The organism is Paenibacillus solani (assembly GCF_001277345.1).
Classification (GTDB): Bacteria; Bacillota; Bacilli; order Paenibacillales; family Paenibacillaceae; genus Paenibacillus_AQ; species Paenibacillus_AQ solani.
The window spans coordinates 249691-270820 of the sequence record NZ_LIUT01000003.1 but is presented as its reverse complement, the minus strand read 5'-3'; the positions used below and the strand labels follow the sequence as shown (position 1 = coordinate 270820).

General features: G+C 48.5%; 16 protein-coding genes, 2 tRNA genes and 1 other annotated feature. Of the genes, 16 read left to right on the top strand and 2 right to left on the bottom strand.

The window, feature by feature from the left end; genetic code table 11:
- From AM231_RS29675 to zapA, 15 genes are all read left to right on the top strand, one after another.
- On the top strand, nt 1-231 hold a 231-nt coding region (locus AM231_RS29675), incomplete at its 5' end, for a hypothetical protein (protein ID WP_207383637.1).
- A gap of 55 nt (nt 232-286) precedes the next feature.
- Nucleotides 287-580, top strand: coding sequence for a hypothetical protein (locus AM231_RS29670; protein WP_054403969.1), 294 nt, complete (start codon nt 287-289; stop codon nt 578-580).
- 250 nt (nt 581-830) lie between these two features.
- The gene (gene leuB, locus AM231_RS18520; RefSeq protein WP_054403968.1) at nt 831-1907 is read left to right on the top strand and encodes a 3-isopropylmalate dehydrogenase; all 1077 of its coding nucleotides are present in this window, start codon (nt 831-833) and stop codon (nt 1905-1907) included.
- Between the two features lie 175 nt (nt 1908-2082).
- Nucleotides 2083-2622 (top strand): peroxiredoxin, encoded by a 540-nt coding sequence (locus tag AM231_RS18515; protein WP_054403967.1) that lies wholly within the window; start codon nt 2083-2085, stop codon nt 2620-2622.
- 265 nt (nt 2623-2887) lie between these two features.
- On the top strand, nt 2888-3295 hold the full coding sequence (locus AM231_RS18510) for a hypothetical protein (protein WP_053491845.1): 408 nt from the start codon (nt 2888-2890) through the stop codon (nt 3293-3295).
- Nucleotides 3296-3567: 272 nt separating this feature from the next.
- Nucleotides 3568-4698 (top strand): ATP-binding protein, encoded by a 1131-nt coding sequence (locus AM231_RS18505; protein ID WP_053491846.1) that lies wholly within the window; start codon nt 3568-3570, stop codon nt 4696-4698.
- A 77-nt stretch (nt 4699-4775) separates the two neighbouring features.
- The gene (locus AM231_RS18500; RefSeq protein WP_054403966.1) at nt 4776-6293 is read left to right on the top strand and encodes a leucyl aminopeptidase; all 1518 of its coding nucleotides are present in this window, start codon (nt 4776-4778) and stop codon (nt 6291-6293) included.
- 144 nt (nt 6294-6437) lie between these two features.
- Entirely contained in the window at nt 6438-7400 is a 963-nt protein-coding gene (locus AM231_RS18495; RefSeq protein WP_054403965.1) for an aldolase catalytic domain-containing protein, read from the top strand.
- A 192-nt stretch (nt 7401-7592) separates the two neighbouring features.
- Nucleotides 7593-7666: transfer RNA gene (locus AM231_RS18490), tRNA-Pro, on the top strand.
- Between the two features lie 50 nt (nt 7667-7716).
- Nucleotides 7717-7787: transfer RNA gene (locus AM231_RS18485), tRNA-Gly, on the top strand.
- A 231-nt stretch (nt 7788-8018) separates the two neighbouring features.
- Complete coding sequence (locus AM231_RS18480; RefSeq protein ID WP_054403964.1) at nt 8019-8822, top strand: stalk domain-containing protein; 804 nt, start codon at nt 8019-8021, stop codon at nt 8820-8822.
- Nucleotides 8823-9296: 474 nt separating this feature from the next.
- On the top strand, nt 9297-11165 hold the full coding sequence (gene abc-f, locus AM231_RS18475) for a ribosomal protection-like ABC-F family protein (RefSeq protein WP_054403963.1): 1869 nt from the start codon (nt 9297-9299) through the stop codon (nt 11163-11165).
- A gap of 105 nt (nt 11166-11270) precedes the next feature.
- Nucleotides 11271-11546, top strand: a binding site (T-box leader).
- A 67-nt stretch (nt 11547-11613) separates the two neighbouring features.
- The gene (gene pheS, locus AM231_RS18465) at nt 11614-12648 is read left to right on the top strand and encodes a phenylalanine--tRNA ligase subunit alpha (protein ID WP_054403961.1); all 1035 of its coding nucleotides are present in this window, start codon (nt 11614-11616) and stop codon (nt 12646-12648) included.
- A gap of 30 nt (nt 12649-12678) precedes the next feature.
- Nucleotides 12679-15129, top strand: coding sequence for a phenylalanine--tRNA ligase subunit beta (pheT, locus tag AM231_RS18460; protein ID WP_054403960.1), 2451 nt, complete (start codon nt 12679-12681; stop codon nt 15127-15129).
- A 260-nt stretch (nt 15130-15389) separates the two neighbouring features.
- The gene (gene zapA, locus AM231_RS18455; RefSeq protein WP_054403959.1) at nt 15390-17354 is read left to right on the top strand and encodes a cell division protein ZapA; all 1965 of its coding nucleotides are present in this window, start codon (nt 15390-15392) and stop codon (nt 17352-17354) included.
- Nucleotides 17355-17438: 84 nt separating this feature from the next.
- Here the strand turns inward: zapA and AM231_RS18450 are convergent, their stop codons facing one another.
- On the bottom strand, nt 17439-17822 hold the full coding sequence (locus tag AM231_RS18450) for a cupredoxin domain-containing protein (protein WP_054403958.1): 384 nt from the start codon (nt 17820-17822) through the stop codon (nt 17439-17441).
- 314 nt (nt 17823-18136) lie between these two features.
- The gene (locus AM231_RS18445) at nt 18137-18502 is read right to left on the bottom strand and encodes a phage holin family protein (RefSeq protein ID WP_054403957.1); all 366 of its coding nucleotides are present in this window, start codon (nt 18500-18502) and stop codon (nt 18137-18139) included.
- 159 nt (nt 18503-18661) lie between these two features.
- Here AM231_RS18445 and AM231_RS18440 point away from each other — a divergent pair, with 159 nt between their 5' ends.
- A complete protein-coding gene (locus tag AM231_RS18440; protein ID WP_054403956.1) occupies nt 18662-21031 on the top strand; it encodes an endonuclease MutS2 in 2370 nt (789 codons plus the stop codon).
- Nucleotides 21032-21130 lie beyond the last annotated feature (99 nt).

Genomic DNA, 21130 nt, shown 5'->3' with positions numbered 1-21130 from the left:
AATCAGATCAGAAGTGAGTGCACGAAGCACAAGCAAGTAGTCGAATCAGAAGTCGGTGCAGGAAGCCCGATGCAAGGAGGAGAATCAGGAGCAGAAGCAGGAAGCACAAGCAAGAAGCCGAATCAGAAGAGGGTGCAGGAAACACAAGCAAGTAGCAGAATCAGAGGCCGGTGCAGGAAGCACAAGCAAGTAACAAAATCAGAAGCGGCAGCAAGAAGCACAAGCAAGTAGCCAACAGCTGTAATGACATACAAAGAGCAACCCAAAGGAAGCCGCCCCATGCTTCATGCATAAGGCGGCTCCTTCTTCTACCTCCCTCACCCATTGTGATCAGGGAGATGTGCTCATCTCCGTGGAACCCTACATGATCCACTCTGCTTCGAAGCAGCCTTCGAAGCAGCGGAGAGGACGAATCGATTCCGGAGAAGCAAAGCGGTCGCCTTTGGAGCCGAATTTCAACTGCGATACCATAATTCAAGAAATTCGGCGACAACAGCGATCGGAGGAACGATACGTACTCGGAGCCTCCCACATTAACTCTTCGAAGCTCCACATCAATCCTTCGAAGCACCCACATTAACACTTCGAAGCTTTCGCACCAATTCTTCGAAGCTCTCGCTCCAAGTCTACGAAGCTCTCGCACCAAGTATTCGAAGCTCTCACAACAACTCTTCGAAGCCCGCCATCTCCCTTGATCACTTTCCCCCACTTATAGGCAAAATGAATTAAGTTCATAGTTTCTATATCTTGGTCAATTGAGAGGGAGTATGTTAAAACTGTAACTAGATGATTAAATACGACCAGTGTACATAAATAAGGAGTGACGAAGGATGGCAGAAACGAAGAAGATTGCGGTAATCGCAGGAGACGGTATTGGTCCTGAAGTAGTGGCGGAAGCGGAGAAGATCATAAGACGTACCGAAGAGGTATTTGGATATTCATTTACGACCGAACATGCATTGTTTGGCGGTATTGCGATTGACGAGAAAGGCACACCACTGCCAGAGGAAACACTCCAAGTATGTAAAAGCGCCGATGCTGTATTGCTTGGTGCAGTTGGCGGACCGAAGTGGGACAACAATTCGAAGGAGCTTCGTCCCGAAACCGGATTGCTCGGTATCCGTAAAGAGCTCGGCTTATTCTCGAACCTGCGTCCGGCTGTCGTTTTTGATTGCTTGAAAGATGCTTCAACATTGAAGCCTGAAGTTCTCGAAGGTACCGACCTGATGGTCGTTCGCGAACTGACAGGGGGTATCTACTTCGGCGAGAAGTTCAGACGTGAGGGTGCCGGTGGCGAAGAAGCAGTAGATACTTGCGCATACAGCACCGCTGAGGTAGAACGCATTGTACATCAAGCCTTTGAGATTGCTCAGAAGCGCCGGAAGAAGCTTGCATCTGTCGATAAAGCAAACGTGCTTGAAACGTCCCGCTTGTGGCGTGAAACGGTAAACCGCATCGCTCCTCAATACCCGGATGTAGAACTGGAGCATGTGCTGGTAGACAACTGCGCGATGCAGCTGCTGCGCCGCCCGTCCAGCTTCGACGTTATCGTAACCGAGAATATGTTCGGCGACATTCTAAGTGACGAAGCAGCTATGCTGACAGGGTCGATCGGCATGCTGTCATCCGCATCCATGGGAGAAGGTGCATTTGGCCTGTACGAGCCGGTACACGGTTCCGCACCGGATATTGCTGGTCAAGGTCTGGCGAATCCAATCGCTACGATTCTTTCGGTAGCGCTTATGTACCGCCTTACGTTTGGATACGAGGATGCGGCTGATGCGATTGAACGGGCGGTTGCTGAAGTACTCGACGAAGGGCATCGGACAGCTGATATCGCCGTGGATAAGAGCAAAGCGCTCAGCACTACGGAGATGGGTGATTTGATCGCCGCAGCAATCCGTTAATTCAGGAAAATACCCATCCAAGATAGTTACTTATTTATAATAATTATTATTTAATAATATCTATAATCTTGACTTTGCATACCCTCAATGATAACATTTTTATTAAATGTTCAGAGATGCATAGGTGTAGAAAATACGTATATTTTCATACATAGGTCAAGGAGGATATTCAATCATGGCAGAACGTTTGGTTGGCAAAGCAGCTCCGGAATTCATGATGGAAACTGTATCAGGAGACAGTAAAGATTTTGGCAAAGTCAGTTTGTCGGACTACCGTGGCAAGTGGCTTGTATTCTTCTTCTATCCGCTTGATTTCACTTTTGTATGCCCAACTGAAATCACGGCACTCAGCGATGCTTATGAGCAATTCAAAGCGTTGGATACAGAAATCTTGGGTGTAAGTGTAGACTCAATCCACAGCCACAAAGCTTGGATCAACACACCTAAAGAAGCCAATGGTCTGGGCGCATTGAACTTCCCATTGGCTTCAGACATCACGAAGAATGTAGCTAGAGATTACGGTGTTCTTATTGAAGAAGAAGGCGTTGCTCTGCGCGGCTTGTACATTATTGATCCGGAAGGCGAATTGAAATATCAAGTCGTTAACCATAACGATGTGGGCCGCAGTGTGGAAGAAACTCTTCGTGTTCTTCAAGCGCTTCAATCCGGCGGGTTATGCCCGATGAACTGGAAACCGGGCGATACTAACCTGTAATTAGTTTTTTGCGAAATAAAGGCAACCCTCATTATCTGACATTATATGCAGATAATGAGGGTTTTTCACTCTGACTGTATTGGGTAAATTAGGGGAAGACTCCTTTAAGGGAAACGGATCTGCGTTCATGATAGGATAACAGACATAAGATAGGAAAAAAATCCTAATTTTCTCATCCGGTTATTTTCATGAAGGAATTAGAGAGTATGAAAGCGAATACAATAATTTGTAATGATGAAGAATCCATAAAAGGAGGGTGAACGGTATGAGTTTTTGCTGTGGGGCTAGTATGATGGGTACAAAGGGTACACTGAAGCATTATCGCACTCAAGTACATAATGTTCCCCTGCTGTCTTGTCCGGTCTGTCACCGTGTTGAGGTGCATCATCGTGTCGAGAATGAGTATGAGATTCTAGCTGAATATGCCCATGGTGATGGGGCCTCCCAGTTGGATTTTCAGGATTACGTGATGGAAGATGAAGATGCAATATTTGAGAATGTGGTCAACCGGGAGTCGGAGGATCCGCTAACGGTCGTTCAGAGCCAGATTGATATGTCGTTAGATCTCCTGGTTGTAGCCAAATGGATGGAAGATGAGAAGTGGCAGGGCGAACTGAAAAGACGGTTGGCCGTGATGAGTCAGCGCCGCCTGCGGCTGCAGAAACAACCTTAATCCAGAAAATAAAGCCTCGTGAAGACCCGGGGCTTTTTTAATGTTGTGCATGCAATGTTAATATTTTCGTACGGGTTAGGTATGTAGAATGGTATTTTTATGCAACTTTCCATTTTTCGACAGAATTTCTGATTGACGTTTCTTAGCCTGGGTGACTATCATGAAAGGAAGCAGGTTTAGTCCATTTGTGATGCGAGAGCGGACAAGCAGATTTATATATGTTTATAATGTCGGTTGGTGAGTTCAACTTTTCAAGAAAAGGGGGAGCCATCTTGTTGAGTCAAATCCGTGAATCTGAGCTGCAGGCCATTCGTTCATTTCATTCCAGCCAGCTTATTAGGAACAAGTATGAGAACATACTAGAAAATCTCGACAGCGGGATTATCCTCTTTGATAGTGACGGAGTATTAGCATTTGTAAATGTACAGATGGCCAAGTTGCTGGGTGTACCCCGGAAGTCGCTAACTGGTTGTACATTGACCCAATTATTGCGCCATCCCCAGCTCTCCAGATTTAAGAAGAAAAAAATACTTCGCACTTTTCGGGAAACGGTGTTTCATCGCAAGAGATTCCATGAATTGGTTGATGAATACGGGCGATCTTGGCTCATTACCATGACTTATGGGGACCAAATGGAAGGAGATTTTCTAATAAGCGTGAAGGATGTATCCGACTTCAAGCGAATTGAGCAAACGGCTTACCAGAACGATAAGCTGGCTATGCTGGGCAAAATCTCGGCATCCATCGCTCATGAAATACGTAACCCGCTGACATCTATTCGCGGCTTTATTCAGCTGCTTCGTCCACACCTTGTAAGTTTAGGCAAGGACGAGTATGCCAGAATTATTCTTACGGAGATTGATCGTGCAAATGATATTATATATGAATTTCTCAATTCCTCCAAACCCTCGGCTCCTGAGACTAAGATCGTCTCCGTATCTTCCTTACTGAAGGAAGTTGTTCTTCTTACAGAGAGTGAAGCGTTGATGAAGGGATGCCAGATCAATCTGCATACCGACAAGACCCCTCCTGCGTTTATTTCCGTGGATGTGAAACAGATCAAACAGGTGATTCTTAATATTGTCAAAAATGCACTGGATGCGATCCATGAACATCATGATGAGAATGAGAACCTAACCGGGATGATTGATATTTCGGCCCGTGATACAGGGAAGCATATTTGCATCTATATATCCGATAATGGCGGCGGGATGGATCAGAACACATTGAATCATTTGTTTAATCCTTTCTTTACGACAAAAGAGAGTGGCACTGGATTAGGGTTGTCTGTAAGTTACAGTATTATCAGGAACCATGGCGGTTCGATTGCCGTAGATAGTCAGGTTGGTAGCGGGACGGAGTTCGTGATTACCTTTCCCAAGGTGAGTGTTTCTGAAGTTTAAGAACACAGGTTCTACAAATTCAATGTGTGACCAGCTGTTCCGATGGAATGGCTTTTTCTTTTTTAGGAGGAGACCCCATGAGATGGACGTTTAAGAGTAATATAACAGCCGAACAGATTGATTTGGATGCCATTATAGTACCCATTACAAAAATACAAGCAGTAGAGGGGGGAATCTCCGCTGCCTGGGATCCGCTGCTAAAACAGTTGGCTGAGAGCCGGCTATTTGATGGAACGCCCAACAGATCCTTTATATGGCCGGAGAGCATTGGTGGAAGAACCCGCCTGTTCATATTTGTAGGCTGCCCTGAAGGCATTCTGACATCCGAGCAGCTGCGACTGTTGGCAGCTCAGGCGGTTAAAGCTGCCTTGAAATCAGGTATAGACAGCGCCGCGATTCGAATTCCGTCCACCATGGTCAGCTTGACGGATGAGCAGGCATCTCTGGATGCTGCTCAAGCATTAACCGAGGGATGCATCCTAGGAAGCTATCGTAAGCCGCATTATAAGCGTGATGCTTCAGGGGGAACAAAAGTAGAAGAAATCCTCTATTATATAGAAGAAGATTTGAAGCCGGAATGGATAGCTGGATGGAATGAAGGCATGTCTCAGGGTGCGGCGATAGGGGAAGCGACCTGTCTGGCACGCGATTTGACGAACTTGCCAGGTAATATGCTGCTACCGGAAGATTTGGCTCAGAGGGCTCTTCAGCTGGCGAAACGGCATGATTTTGAAGCGCAGGTTCTAGACGAGGAGGGAATCCTTGAGAAAGGCATGGGTGGCCTCCTGGCCGTAGGGAAAGGGAGTGTTCATCCACCGCGCATGATTGTAATTCGCTATCAGGGACGCGAGACCTGGGATGACGTGATCGGTCTTGTTGGCAAGGGGATTACCTTTGATACTGGCGGCGTTTCTCTGAAGCGGACGCCCGGTATGGAAAATATGATAAGTGACATGGGCGGAGCGGCTACGGTGCTGGGCGTCATGGAGGCGCTCGGACGGATTCGTCCCAAGGCGAATGTGATCATGGTGATTCCTTCTGCGGAGAACGTAATGAGCGGCAGCGCTTATAAACCCGGTGATATCATTACGACCTTAAGCGGACGTACCATTGAAGTTCTGAACACCGATGCGGAGGGCCGCATCGTACTGGCGGACGGTATCACCTATGCGAAGCAGCTGGGTGCTACCCGATTGATTGATGTAGCCACATTGACGGGGGCCGTCGTCTCGGCACTTGGAGATATAGCCACAGGCGCTGTGACCAATGATGAGCCTTTTCTGCAAGAGCTTATAGCCTCTTCTCGGCGGGCCGGGGAAAAAATATGGCAGCTGCCCTCTTATCCGGAATTCTGGGATAAATTAAAGAGTGACGTTGCGGATATAAGAAATCAAACCGGCCGCGAAGGCGGAACGATAACGGGGGGTCTTTTTGTGGGCACCTTCGCTGATGGTCTCCCTTGGATACATTTCGATATTGCAGGAACAGCTTTCTTGTCGAAGGAGCGGGGGGTTGACCCCAAGGGAGCAACTGGCGTGCTAGTTCGCACTTTGATTGATTGGATCTGCAGACAGGCCCAGGACGTATTGGATTGAGTACAGCATCCCCTAGGACGCAATATCTGAGTTACCCGAAGGGTAAGGGTGGTAATGGTACGTCAATCGACAGTTTTGCTTTACTTTTCAACCGGGCTTCAAGTATGATGAAGAGAAAAATTGCCGAGAGGAGTTTAGCTTAGAATGATTAAGAGTAGTCAGACAAAGATTGTAGATTGTACCATTCGCGATGGCGGATTGGTCAATAATTGGGATTTTAGTGTAGAATTCGTACAAAATTTATATGCGAGCCTGAATGAGGCTGGCGTGGACTATATGGAAATCGGTTATAAAAATTCTCCAAAACTGTTGAAAGGCGCTGACCAGGCTGGTCCTTGGCGTTTTTTAGATGACGAATTCCTTAGAAAGGTCATTCCGAATAAGGGAAAAACGAAATTGTCCGCACTTGTCGATATCGGCCGTGTAGATGAAGACGATATTTTACCACGTGAGGAAAGCCTGCTGGATCTCATCCGTGTTGCTTGTTACATTAAAGACGTGGATAAGGCGCTTGCATTGGTTCAAACTTTCCATGAACGGGGTTATGAAACTACGCTCAACATTATGGCCCTCTCCAATGTGATGGAGAACGAGCTGTTGGAAGCTTTTGAGATGATTAGAGAAAGCGTCGTAGACGTGGTGTATATCGTTGATTCTTATGGAAGCCTTGATCATAAAGACATGGAATACCTTGTGAATAAGTTTAAAGAACATCTGCCGAACAAGCGTCTGGGCGTACATACCCATAACAATATGCAGCTGGCGTTCTCCAATACTCTGGTCGCTGCAGATCTGGGCGTTGAGCTTCTGGATGCATCTGTATACGGAATGGGACGCGCAGCCGGCAACTGTCCGACCGAGCTTCTGGTTACCCATCTGAAAGGTACGAAGTATGAGCTGCGTCCGGTACTGGATATTATCGAGCGCTTTATGATTCCTCTTCGTGAAAAAGAGGAGTGGGGTTATATCATGCCTTACATGATTACGGGTACTCTTGATGAACATCCACGCTCCGCTATGGCGCTTCGCGCTTCCGAAGACAAGGATAAAATTGTGGACTTTTATGATAAATTGACGACTCCGGAAGTGACTTTCGACAAAAAATAAAAAGGGTGCGCTGGAAAACATCCAGATACCTGTCTTGTAACTTAATTTAGCGCAGCGTCCTTCCCTTGCGGGAAGGATGCTGTTTGTTTGCTCTCTAACCATGGAAATAACAGTTTCCATAAAATACATGTTGAAATTACCTTTCCGGCATGGTATATTTATTTTTGTCTTCAAAAGGAAGATGATTATCATCGGGACGTAGCTCAGCTTGGTAGAGCACCTGGTTTGGGACCAGGGGGTCGCATGTTCAAATCGTGTCGTCCCGATTCGCTTATCATTTAGGCCTCGCAAAAGTATCACTTTTGTAGGTTGATATGCGGGTGTAGTTCAATGGTAGAACTCCAGCCTTCCAAGCTGGTAGCGTGGGTTCGATTCCCATCACCCGCTTATGAATATTTCACGAGAAACCCTTGCGCAGCAAGGGTTTCTTTGTTGTTTAATTGATGATGCGATCGATATTCTTGGCCCTAAGTTATATCAATCTTGTTAAATGAAAGCAAGAGTTATGAATATAGTTTCATATCCATGTAACCAAGGCGTAGTTTCCTCGTCGTGCTTGTCTTTTATAATTTAAATAGGGTAATAAACAAAACGACATCGTAGGAGATGACTAGAAGAATGATAAAGCTAGACGGAGTCAAGGGAATATTGGCAGGGGCAGTGCTCACCATTGGATTGGCTGCTGCTGTAGGTACGGTTTCAGCTGGAGATGCTGCCAAAGAAAAGAAGATCTCATACAATAACGTCAAAATAAATGTATCAGGCGAACATGTGGAGTTTAAGGATGAAAAAGGACAGAAGCTAAATCCGCTACTTATCGATGGGACAACATACATACCCCTTCGGGGAATTGCTGAGCAGCTCGGACATGCTGTTGCATGGGATAAGTCAGAGAACATCGTGTATGTGGAAAATTCGGATTCGGGCAGAATCATCAATCTGAAATCGGAGACAGTCCGGAACCCGGAGCTGGAGAATAGTATCAAGAAGGTCATGGAACTGGCATCAGATGAGCTGAAGGAAACCCGTTATTATTATAATTATGTTGATGTGGATGGGGATGGACAGAACGAGGTATTTGTGCAGCTTGTCGGAATGTATGTGAGCGGAACGGGCGGGGATACAGGCCTGCTGTTCCGGCAGAAGGACGGGCTTTATGAACACATCCAGACGTTCACGCTGGTCCGAAACCCGGTCATTGTAAGCAACAACCGTACAAACGGCTGGCATGATCTGATCATGGAGATGTCTGGCGGCGGAGCAGAAAGGGTGCAGGTGAAACTGCAGTTTAATGGCAAGAAATATCCCACTGTTTCAGATGGAGTCAAGGTGAAAGACAGCGAGCAAGTGAGCGGGACTGCCTTGATTCATAACGACATCGCACAAGATTTTCAGTTAGGAAAAGGATTGTATTTAAAATAGACGGGGAACTGACGCGGATTTACGCATAAGCCCCTTTAATAAACACATAGTATCTGTTATAATGGCCATAATTTCATTCCAAGAATGCGAGGTAACCTAGTCCAATGAAGTAAGACACCCTTTTCTCTAAACAACTGCATGGATTGTGCAGGCGTTTCTCTACGGTGGTAGAGGAGAGATTTGGTGTGTCTGAATATTGTGACTGGGGTGCCTCTTTTTTATAGGGTGAGCTGTACCCGCATATATACAATTCACATGCATGGAGTGCATATTTGCAGCTGCTGCTAACGGATGGATGATTGATCTTGTTTCAATAACCGTCAAGACTGGACTGGAATGACAGCCAAAACGTTAGAATCAGTTATGCGAAGCGTTCCATTATTCAGGCACTAGCCAAACCTCTCTTCTCATATCCACCGCAGGCAATCGCCTGTGGTTTTTTAATGTTTAGCCAAAGAGAGAGGATGAAGCGATATGACGATGATTCTAAAAGCAAAAGAGATTCATATGGAACTTAAAGGAAAGACTTTGTTTGAGAATATTCAGCTGGAAGTGGCGGAAGGAGAACGCATTGCGCTATATGGGCGTAATGGTACCGGTAAATCCACGCTTCTCTCCATCCTGGCAGGTGAGCGTGAACCAACGGTAGGAGTCGTGGAGGCGATCCTTCCAAGAGAGCGATGGGGCTGGATGAGGCAGCAGGATGAGCCGGTAGAGGGCGAGATGAGTGCCATTGATACGGTGCGCAGTCTCAGTCAACCGTCGTTGTGGCAGCTGAAGCTTCAGCTTGCTGAGGTTGAGCAGCGGATGAGGGGCGAGAGTTCGGGTGAAATGGAACAACTGCTTGAGTTATACAGCAGTTTACTGGAGAATTACGAGTCTCAAAATGGTTTTCAGTGGGAGACGGAGGTAGAGAAAGCTATGACGATGCTGGGCATCGGGGCTGAAGTATGGCCTGTGTCCTACAGGCAGCTGAGCGGAGGTCAGAAGACGAAAGTGTTGCTCGCCGCACTGCTGGTATCGTCACCGAAATTTCTGCTGCTCGACGAGCCCACGAACCATCTGGATAGTGAAAGTATGCTCTGGCTGGAGCAGTGGCTGGTAACGTCTTATAAAGGAACCGTGCTGTTTGTATCGCATGATCGGGAATTCATCGACCGGGTAGCAACGTCCGTATGTGAGCTGACACCGAAGGAGCTCCGGCAGTATCCGGGAGGATACACAGACTACCGCCGCGAGAAGGAGCGGGAGCTGCGTGAGCAGGAGACGCTCTACCGCAAGCAGGAGCTTGCGCGCAAATCGCTGGAGGAATCCATCCGCAGATATGAGGAGTGGTTCCATAAAGCACATAATTCGGCCGGAGATGTCAATGAGGTCAAGATCACCGCCAGCTTTTATAAAGCCAAGGCCAAGAAGAATATCTCACGATATCATGCCAAGGAAAAAGCGCTTGAAAGACTGGAAGCAGAGCGGGTAGATAAGCCGCGCAGCGGCCCTAAGCTGAATATGGATCTGGAAGGGGAGGTTTTCGGGGGCCGTACTCTACTCCATGCGGAGGATGTTTGTTTTGGATATGGGGATCATCTGCTATTTAATCACCTTACCTTCTATCTGCACCGCGGCGACCGTTTAGCCGTCAGAGGTCCCAACGGAAGCGGAAAAACGACTTTGCTCAAGCTTCTGCTGGGCGAAATTGAACCGCAGAAAGGCCGGATTGTCCGTAATCCTTCCGTCAAGATCGGCTATTTCTCCCAGGAGCTGGAGGGGCTTGATCCGGATACTACGCTGCTGGACAGTCTGCTTGTCATTCCGGGTATGACGGAGAGCCGTGCTCGTACCTTGCTGGGCTCATTTCTATTTCGCCGGGATGATGTGTTTAAGAAGATGGGGCAGCTGAGTATGGGGGAGAGGTGCAGAACTGCCTTTCTTAAGCTGTATTTTAGCGGAGCGCATCTGCTCGTGTTGGATGAACCCTCGAACTACCTTGATGTGGATACCCGCGAGGTGATTGAACAAGTGCTCGTAAGCTTTCCGGGTGCAATCGCGCTTGTATCCCATGACCGGTATCTGGTGCGAAAAATTGCCAATCGGCTGCTAACCCTGACTCCAGGGGAGGCCCCTATCTGGTTCGAAGGAAGTGTCGACGAGGAGGAAGAGCAGGCTTCACGAACCAGCGTAATCAAGGGTGATACCGAGAAGGACAACCGCCGGATGGCGCTTGAGTACCGGATTCAGGAATTGCTGGGGGTATCCGCAGACGGGTTTGAAGCCGAAGATGAGGCAAGCTGGCTTGCCGAGATCAGGGAGCTTCGAGCTGAACTTGCAAGGCTTCAGTCGGAATAAGAACAAGCGGCTTATAAAATGTTCCAGATGGGGTTAAAATGGGGGAATGAACTTGCCATATTCCGAAAGGTTGCATATAATAAAGCCTATATATTTGTATATGTTACAAATGCGTGGATGGAGAAGAGTAACCAGTGCCTCTTTACAGGGAAGAGATACCATGGATTGAGAGTGTCTCTCAAAGAAACAGGCTGGTGAAGTTCGCTCCGGAGCAGTTCCCTGAACACGGCATTCGCCAGAACAGTAGGGGATAACGGGTCCGATTCGTTACGTCGGTCAAGTGAGCATGATAAGGGTTATCCTGTTCAAGACTTTTACAGTTTTGACGGAGATACATTTGCATGTTAACAAGGGTGGTACCACGGTCTCTTCGTCCCTTTTCGGGAGGAGAGGCCTTTTTTGTTTTCAGTACAAACGATGGAGTTTACAAAGGGGTGTGCGAATAGCCATGAAGGAAAAATTGGAAGCATTAAAGCAGGAAGCATTGGCGCAATTGCAGGATGTTAACGATCCACAGCAGTTGAATGATTTGCGGGTGAAATACCTTGGCAAAAAAGGTGCCTTGACGGAAATCCTGCGCGGAATGGGTGCGCTGAGCGCAGAAGAGCGTCCGGTTATCGGCCAGGTGGCCAACGATGTACGTGGTGCAATCGAGGAAGTCATCTCCGCCAAACAGGAGGCCTTCCAGCAGCAGGAAACCGAAGAACGCTTGCGTGCAGAGAAAGTGGATGTAACCCTTCCGGGACGCAAGCTCAGCCAGGGTGCGATCCATCCGCTGAGTAAGGTCATTCAGGATATCGAGGATATTTTCATCGGGATGGGATACCGCGTAGCAGAAGGACCTGAGGTAGAAACAGACTATTTCAACTTCGAAGCGCTGAATCTGCCGAAGAACCATCCGGCACGTGACATGCAGGATTCTTTCTACCTGACAGATGATTTGTTGATGCGTACCCAAACATCCCCGGTGCAAGCCCGGACGATGCTGTCGATGCAAGGGAAAGCTCCTGTCAAAATCATCTGCCCGGGACGTGTATTCCGCAGAGACGATGATGACGCGACCCATTCGTTCCAGTTCCATCAGATTGAGGGACTGGTCATCGGTGAGAACATCCGCATGAGTGATCTAAAAGGAACGCTGCTGCAATTCGTGCAGGAAATGTTCGGGGATAATACGCAAATTCGTTTGCGTCCAAGCTTCTTCCCGTTCACGGAGCCGAGCGCAGAGGTGGATGTATCCTGCGTGAAATGCGGCGGCAGCGGCTGCCGTGTATGCAAGCAAACAGGCTGGCTTGAGATTTTAGGCTGCGGGATGGTCCATCCGAAGGTACTGGAAATGGGCGGTTATGACCCTGACAAGTACAGTGGTTTTGCTTTCGGTATGGGGGTTGAGCGAATTGCCATGCTGAAATACGGCGTGGATGATATCCGTCATTTCTTCAACAACGATACAGCATTCTTGAAACAGTTCACGCGGATCTAATTTTAACGATAAAAGGGAAGTGAATAGACAATGAGAGTATCAACCGATTGGTTGTCCGATTATATTTCGCTCGAAGGTGTAAGCTCTGAGGATTTGGCGGCTCGCATTACCTCAGCTGGCATTGAGATTGATGTCATTGAGAAACGGAATCAAGGAATTAACAAAGTTGTTGTAGGTTATGTCAAGAGCAAGGAGAAACATCCCGACGCCGATAAGCTGAATGTGTGTATCGTGGATGCAGGTCAGGAAGAGGATCTGCAGATCGTGTGCGGAGCCAAAAATGTGGATGCAGGCCAGAAGGTGCCGGTGGCGCTTGTGGGCGCGAAGCTTCCAGGCGGGTTCGATATCAAGAAAGCGAAGCTGCGCGGTGTGCTCTCCCAAGGCATGATCTGTTCTGCCAAGGAGCTGGGCATGAATGATAAATTGCTGCCTAAAGAGCTGCAGGAAGGGATTCTGGTTCTTCCGGCCGAGACGGAAATCGGTAAGCCGATTGTGGATGTGCTGGGTCTGAATGATGAAGTGTTGGAGCTGGATTTGACGCCGAACCGCTCCGATTGCCTCAGCATGCTGGGAGCAGCTTATGAAGTGAGTGCCATTCTGGGTCGTGAGCTGAGTCTTCCAAACCCGGAGAAGGAAATTCTGGAGGTTCAGGATGCAGCAGCCGATCATATTTCGGTTACGATTGATGCTAATGAGCAGTGCAGCCATTACGCAGCACGCTATATTACAGGTGTAACGATTGCTCCTTCTCCGCTCTGGATGCAGAACCGCCTTATGGCTGCGGGCGTAAGACCGATTAATAACATCGTTGATATTACGAATTATGTGATGCTGGAATATGGCCAGCCTCTGCATGCCTTTGATGCCGATCAGCTCAAAGACGGTGCAGTTCATGTGCGTATGGCCGAAGCCGGGGAGACCATGGTAACCCTGGATGGTGCAGAGCGCCGCTTGGAGCCGCATATGCTGGTTATTACGGCTGGCGGCAAGCCAGTGGCTTTGGCTGGAGTCATGGGCGGCCTAGACTCAGAGGTAACGAGCAGCACGGTGAATATTTTCCTGGAATCGGCGAAATTTGACGGGGGTACGGTGCGTAAGACATCCCGTCAGCTGGGATTGCGGTCAGAGGCAAGCTCCCGCTTTGAGAAGGAAGTAGATCCGGCCAGAGTCATTCCTGCTCTCGACCGCGCTGCGGCATTGATGGCCAAATATGCTGGAGGTGCTGTGCATCAGGGAATCGTTGAAGCGGGCAGTGCAGAAGTCAAGCCTGCTGTAATTACCTTGTCGCTGGAGAAGCTAAATCGCTATCTGGGTACGGAGCTGTCCCTGCTGGAAGTGAAAACGATCTTCTCCCGTCTGCACTTCCCTTGTGGAGATGCGGGCCAAGGAATGGTGGATGTTCAGGTGCCGTCCCGCCGCGGTGATATTGTGCTTGATGTAGACCTCATTGAAGAGGTAGCCCGTCTGTATGGATACGACAATATTCCAACAACGGCTATTGAAGGACCAACCACCCCGGGTGCATTAACAAAAGCACAAGCAGTTCGCCGCTCCCTGCGCCGATTGCTGACGCATAGCGGATTCCAGGAGGTACTGGGATATTCCTTCATTCATCCACAGCAGGCGGAGATGTTCACTTCCCTTGCATCCGAAGGAATGGCAGTCAAGCTGGCTATGCCAATGAGCGAGGATCGCAGCGTGCTTCGCACCAGTCTGCTGCCGCAGCTGCTGGATATCGCACTGTACAATGATCACCGCAAGCAGCCGGATTTAGCTCTGTTTGAAATGGGCAACCTGTTCCATACACATGAGAAGACGCTGACGAAGCAACCGGTAGAACGTCCAGTTCTTGGTCTGCTGCTGTCAGGACGCCTGGGGAACAAGCAATGGAATGTCCAGCCGGCCAAAGTTGATTTCTTTGATCTGAAGGGTGCGCTGGAAACGGTGTTCGACTATCTCGGAATTCAGGAGGATGATATCACTTATGAAGCCAATTCCCCTGTCGGGTTCCATCCGGGACGTTCCGCTTCCATCTATGCGGGTCAGGGTGAGGACAAACGTCTGTTAGGCGTGCTTGGACAAATTCATCCGAAAACGCAGCAGGAGCTCGATTTGGAAGATACCTATGCTGCTGAAATATTGCTTGAGCCGCTGTATGACATGACCAATGATCGTGTTGCTTACCGCGATCTGCCTAGATTCCCAGGTATGGAACGTGATCTTGCCATCGTGGTGGATGAGCAGGTTGAGGCTGGCTCCCTGATTCAAACGATTAAGGAGAATGCCGGAGAGTTGCTCCAGCAGATTCAGGTATTTGATGTCTTTACCGGCAGCAAGCTTGGAGAAGGCAAGAAGAGCGTGGCGATCTCCTTGACGTACCGCCATAAGGACCGGACATTGACCGATGAAGAGGTGGCTGCAGTTACAGAAAAAGCAGTCGCTGCCCTTCAGCAAACTTTTGGCGCAGAATTAAGAAAATAGCAGGAATTGTGAAAGCCCGCATCGAATCCATTACATCAGGGATTCGATGGCGGGTTTTTTGCTCTAAATGGATCTGGGATTTGCATCAGGATGCCCGCAGGGTACATAATTATAGACACAGAATAGTGTGATCATATACCAAACTTCGGTCTGCCATAAGAGGTTCGTCTATCGACGTTAACTCATATATAATGTAAGAGAATAGGACAGACCACATTAGACATCATAGAATCTACACATAATAGAAGGAGGGCACAATTTTGACTACACCGGATCGTAAAAGCGTCACCGTAGAAATCTACGGGACTTCCTATAAACTTGTGGGCAGTAGCAGTGATTATACTAGGCAGGTAGCAAATTTTGTGGACGACCGCATGCGTACCATATCCAAGGCGCACTCCCGGCTCGATACCCCGCGCATTGCCGTTCTTGCCGCAGTACATATGGCCGAAGAAGCTTTGCAGAAGCTGGAATTTCAGAATGAGGCCAAGCAGATGACAGCTGAGCGAAATGAACTTCGCTCGGAACTTGCCAAAGTACAAGGAATTCAAATCGAACAGCAAGAGAGACACCGTCAGCAGCTGGAGCAATTGGAGCAGAAACTGGCAGAGCAGACGGCTTTAGCTGAGGACTACAGAGTGTCCAAGGAGAAGCTGACAGCAGAGTCGGAGCGTACAAAGACATTGCTCCAACAGGAGTCGGATCGGAGTGCGGAATTACTGAAGGCGAAGCAGCAGCTTGAAGTGCAATTGAAGGAACAACGTGAGAAGTACGAGAGCAGCCACAAGCAATCCCTCGACGATCTGAAGCGCCGTCACGATGGACAAATTGCACAGTTAACAAACACGCACAAGCAGGCAATCGAGAAGCTGGAACAGAACCAACGGACTTCTGCGAAGCAGGCCGAAGAGAAGCTGGCTGAGCAATTGAAGAAACAGGAGAGCATTTATAAACAAGAGGCGCTTCTGAAGGAGCAGCAGCACTCGAAGACCGTGCAGGATATGGAGCAGAAGTATACGAAGAGGGTACAGGAGCTGGAACAGCAGAATACCCAGACCGTGCAGGATCTGAAGCAAAAACATACGAGTACAGTTCAGGATCTAGAGAAGCAGCTTGCCGAGCAGCGTAATCGCGGAGGACAGCTGCAATCCAAATTGTCGTCCGTAGAGAAGGAGCTGACTACCGGCAAGGCTGAAGCGGACAAGCTGAGGGGAGAACTTCAGCAGTCGAAGAAGCAAGGGGCAGTCGCTTCCCAGGAACTTCAATCCTTCCGGTCGAAGGTGGACACATTGACCAAGGAGCTTGAGGATTTGAAACAGGAATCCGCCAAATCGGAGGAAGAGCGCCGTCGTCTGCAGAAACTTGTAGTGGATGCGAATCAGACCTCGCGCAAGCAGCAGGAAGAGGTGCAGCGTTTAAGCAGCGAGCTTCAATCCTGGCGTACGCTGGCTGATCAGCGCAAAGAAGAAACCGGCGAGCTGGAAATGAGAATCGTCGAGCTGATGGAAGCCAATGAGAGCCTGGAAGAAGGAATGAAGGGACTTCAGGATGAGCTCCAGGTTATGAAGGATGAAGCTGACCGGAGCGTCTCTGAACGTAAAAGTGCCCAGGAAGAATTGAAGGTATTGAATTCTCGTCATGAAGAAATCGAGAAGCTTGTGAAGGAAGCACGAATACGCGAAGAAGAGACCAACAAGTTATATGCGATGCTGGAAGAAGAATATGATACGGTATCAAACCAGCTTGATCATATTCGGAAGGAAGCCGCAGCGAGTGAGGAACGGGTGCGTGAACTTGCCGAACAGCTGAGAGAATCCGAATTGCGATCTGTTGAGTTGCAGAACCAATATGAACAATGGTTAGTCGAGCGTGAGCAGCTTACGGCTGAGAGCGAGAAGATGGCCGCAGAGCGGGATGAATGGAAATACGCGAAGCAGTCTCTCGAAGAAGAGTTTCAGTCCTGGCAGCAGGAAATAGCGACAGCCAAGCAGGCTTGTGAACGGCTTGAAGGTCAGAAGAGCGAAGCGGAGCAGCAATATTCCGATCTTGGTGAACAGTATGAGCTGGTCATGCACCAATACCAGCTGCTTCAAGCAGAACAAGAAGTGAGGGCAGAGAATACCGCATTACTTGAAGAGGAACATCGTAAACTGAAGGAAGAATACGCGAAGCTCCAAGTTGAATACAATGAATGGATAGAGTTGATTGAACAGGATCAGCGTTAAACCATGAACAGTTGTCAACCTGAAAAAGACCTCCGAATCAAGCAGAGGGTACTCTGGCGATCCGGAGGTCTTTTGTGAGTTGTATTATTCCTCAATGATAAGTTTGGAGATCATCTTGCTGTGACCAGCTCCGCACTGGATGGAGCATGAAATTTCGAATTCACCTGTTTTGTCAGGTGTTACGACTTTAGAGTTATTCTTTCGATCCAGAGACAAACCAAGTACAGGGATCATAACGCCATGATTGCCGTCTTCATTCTCGTATGTAATTTTAACAGGTACACCTTTTTTGAGGCGATATTCCTTTTGGTCGAACTGGAAGTTGGTGCCTTTGATCACTAGTTCCGCTTCAGCAACGGCAGTATCAGTGATCCCGGAATCTCCCTGGGATTCTTTTTGCCCTCCGCCACAGGCGGCCAATACGAATAGAAGCATGCACGAAACAAGTAATGCTATGCCTTTTTTCACTATAATCTCTCCCAACTGTTAAATTTTCATGAATTTATATGCTATTCTTTATGATAGCTCAGAACAAGTACAGTGGCGCATGTGTGTTATGAAAAATTGGTGAACTTCTGGCGTTTGCATTGAAAGCTCCATTTTACGCTATAATGTAGGGAAGCATGGAAATATGTCTACATTGCCCAACTATATAAAATTGAAACCCCCTGTTCCATGGCAACAGGGGGTGATGTGGATATTACAGCATCTGCTGGAATGTACCTTTGAATATGCAGGACATTCAGAAAGAGGTTAAAACCAAGACTGCGTCTGCAGGAGATTTATTTTGATTCTTTGCGGCTTTTGCCTGCATCGAAAGGGGTCGCAATCGGAATAAACAGATCGATGATCCCGATGACGAGTGCGGCAAGCAGAGCACCCAGTACAGAGACCCTGACGTCCCCCACGATGAACTGGGCAATGTAAATAACAAGTGCACTCACAAGAAAGCCCACGATTCCGCGTCCAAACGGTGTGACTTTTTTACCGAAGATACCCTCGATAGCCCAGCCGAGCAGGGCAATGACGAGAGCAAGCAACAGGGCGCTTCCAAATCCGCCAACGGTGAATTGAGGGACAATCCATCCAACAACCATAAGTACAAGCGCGGCAACGATAAACCGAACGACATGCCCGAGAAATTGCATGGTACCTGCCTCCTTAGAATAAGACTACTGGAATGTTACGCAGAATTTATTTTGTGCATAAGGGGCGTACGTTATGTGTGGAAGGATTTTGGATTCCATGGCGTATTCGCGTGGCTTTCGATATAATATAGGCATTGATTGAGAGGAGTTGTGAACTTCTTGAACGACAAGATTTTACACACTTTAGAATACCGGAAAATTTTAAATGCATTAACACAATATACCCAAACGAGCATGGGAAGCCAAAGAGCTGAAGAGCTGCTGCCCGAAACTGACTTGGAAGCCGTGAAGGATTTGCTTGCGGCTACCGATCAGGCTTATACCGTGGACAGGCTTAAGGGAAGCCCTTCTTTTCGCGGGATTACCGATATTAACGATGCTCTAAAGCGGGCCAGAATCGGGGGCACTTTGAACCCCCATGAATTGCTTGCTACGTCCAACACGATTCATGGATCGCGCCGAATCAAGCGGTTCATCGCAGCTATTCACGATGATGAGAAGATCGATATTCTTTATAATCTGAGTGACCTTATATCGGAGCAGAAGCCATTGGAAGATGCCATTCGGCTCTGCATTGATGATACGGCTGAGGTGCTCGATAGCGCAAGCGCAGAACTATCACAAATCCGCCGCGAGCTGCGGGGCGGAGAGGTGCGGATCAGGGAGAAGCTCGAGTCCATGATTCGTTCGCAATCTGTAGCGAAGATGCTGCAGGATCAGCTGATTACGATTCGTGGAGACCGTTTCGTCATTCCGGTAAAAGCGGAATACCGCGCTCATTTCGGTGGGATCGTGCATGACCAGTCTGGATCAGGCGCAACATTGTTTATTGAGCCTGAGTCCATTGTGGCCATGAACAATAAGCTGCGCGAGACCAGAATGCGGGAAGAGCGGGAGATTGAAGTGATTCTTCAGAAACTGACTGCCCAAGTGGGAGAACAGGCTGAACTACTGTCCATAGATGTGGATTTGATCGGGCAGCTTGATTTTATTTTCGCCAGAGCACGTCTGGCTCATGTCATGAAGGCCTCGCTGCCGAGGATGAATGACAGAGGGTACATTAAGCTGCGTAAAGGCAGACATCCGCTTATTCCAGCGGATCAGGTCGTTCCGCTGGATGTTGAGCTAGGCAATTCTTATACTTCCATTATCGTCACGGGTCCGAATACCGGTGGTAAGACGGTGACGCTCAAGACAATTGGTCTGCTCAATTTGATGGCTATGTCCGGTCTCTTTATCCCGGCTGAAGAAGGCAGCCAAATGTGCGTGTTCGATGCAATTTATGCGGACATCGGGGATGAGCAAAGCATTGAGCAGAGTCTGAGTACCTTCTCCAGCCACATGACCAACATCATCCGGATATTAAGTCATATGACGCCTAAGAGCTTGGTGCTGCTTGATGAAGTAGGTGCAGGAACCGATCCGGCCGAGGGTTCGGCTCTGGCGATTTCCATTCTGGAACATATTCACCAGATGGGATGCCGTATGGTCGCAACCACGCACTATTCCGAATTGAAGGCCTATGCATACGAACGCAAAGGCGTAATTAATGCCAGCATGGAGTTCGATATTAACACCCTAAGTCCGACTTATCGGCTTCTGGTAGGTGTGCCGGGACGCAGTAACGCGTTTGCTATCGCAGAACGTTTGGGATTACCGGGGTCCATTCTGGAATTTGCCCGCGGAGAAGTGAAGGAAGAAGATCAACGCGTGGATCATATGATTGCTTCTCTCGAAGAGAATCGGCATACCGCAGAAGTGGAACGCGAGAAGGCGCAGCAGGTCCGTCAGGAAATGGAAGCCCTGCGCGCACGGCACCAGCAAGAGCTTCAGAAGCTCGAAGAACAGAAGGACAAGCTCGCCGATAAAGCTCGTGCTGAAGCACGGCAGATTATTGACAAAGCGCGAAGCGAAGCCGAGGAGATCATCTCGGATTTGCGCAAGTTGGCTCAAGAGGAAGGAGCTTCCGTTAAAGAGCACAAGCTGATTGCTTCAAGGAAGCGCCTGGATGATGCCGAGCCGAAGCAGGGCAAGAAGTCAGCAGGCCAGCAAGCGGCGAAGCAGCAGCGCCAGATCGAGCCTGGTGATGAGGTTCGGGTATACAGCCTGAATCAAAAAGGGCATGTCGTGGAAATGGCAGGCTCGAAGGAAGCGCTGGTACAGCTGGGTATCATGAAGATGAAGGTGTCACTGGATGATTTGGAACTGTTATCGAATCCGGCAGCTGGTGCCAAGCAAGCTCCGAAACAGCATGCTACCGTCCTGAAACGCACCCGCGATACTAATATTCGGAATGAGCTGGATTTAAGAGGGGCGAACCTGGAGGAAGCGCTAATCGAAGTGGATAGTTTCATTGACGAGGCTTTCTTGGGTAATCTGGGACAGATCTACATCATTCATGGCAAGGGTACCGGGATTCTGCGAACCGGTATTCAAGAGTATTTGCGTAAGCACAAGCACGTGAAAAGTTATCGTTTGGGCAATTACGGCGAAGGCGGCAATGGTGTGACGATTGCTGAGTTGAAATAAGAAAAGCTGGAAATTGGGAACCGTTTTCTCCTTCATCCGTATAACATATCATTATAGGGATCAGAACAAGGGATGCGTAAGATGCCGCATCCCCTTTAT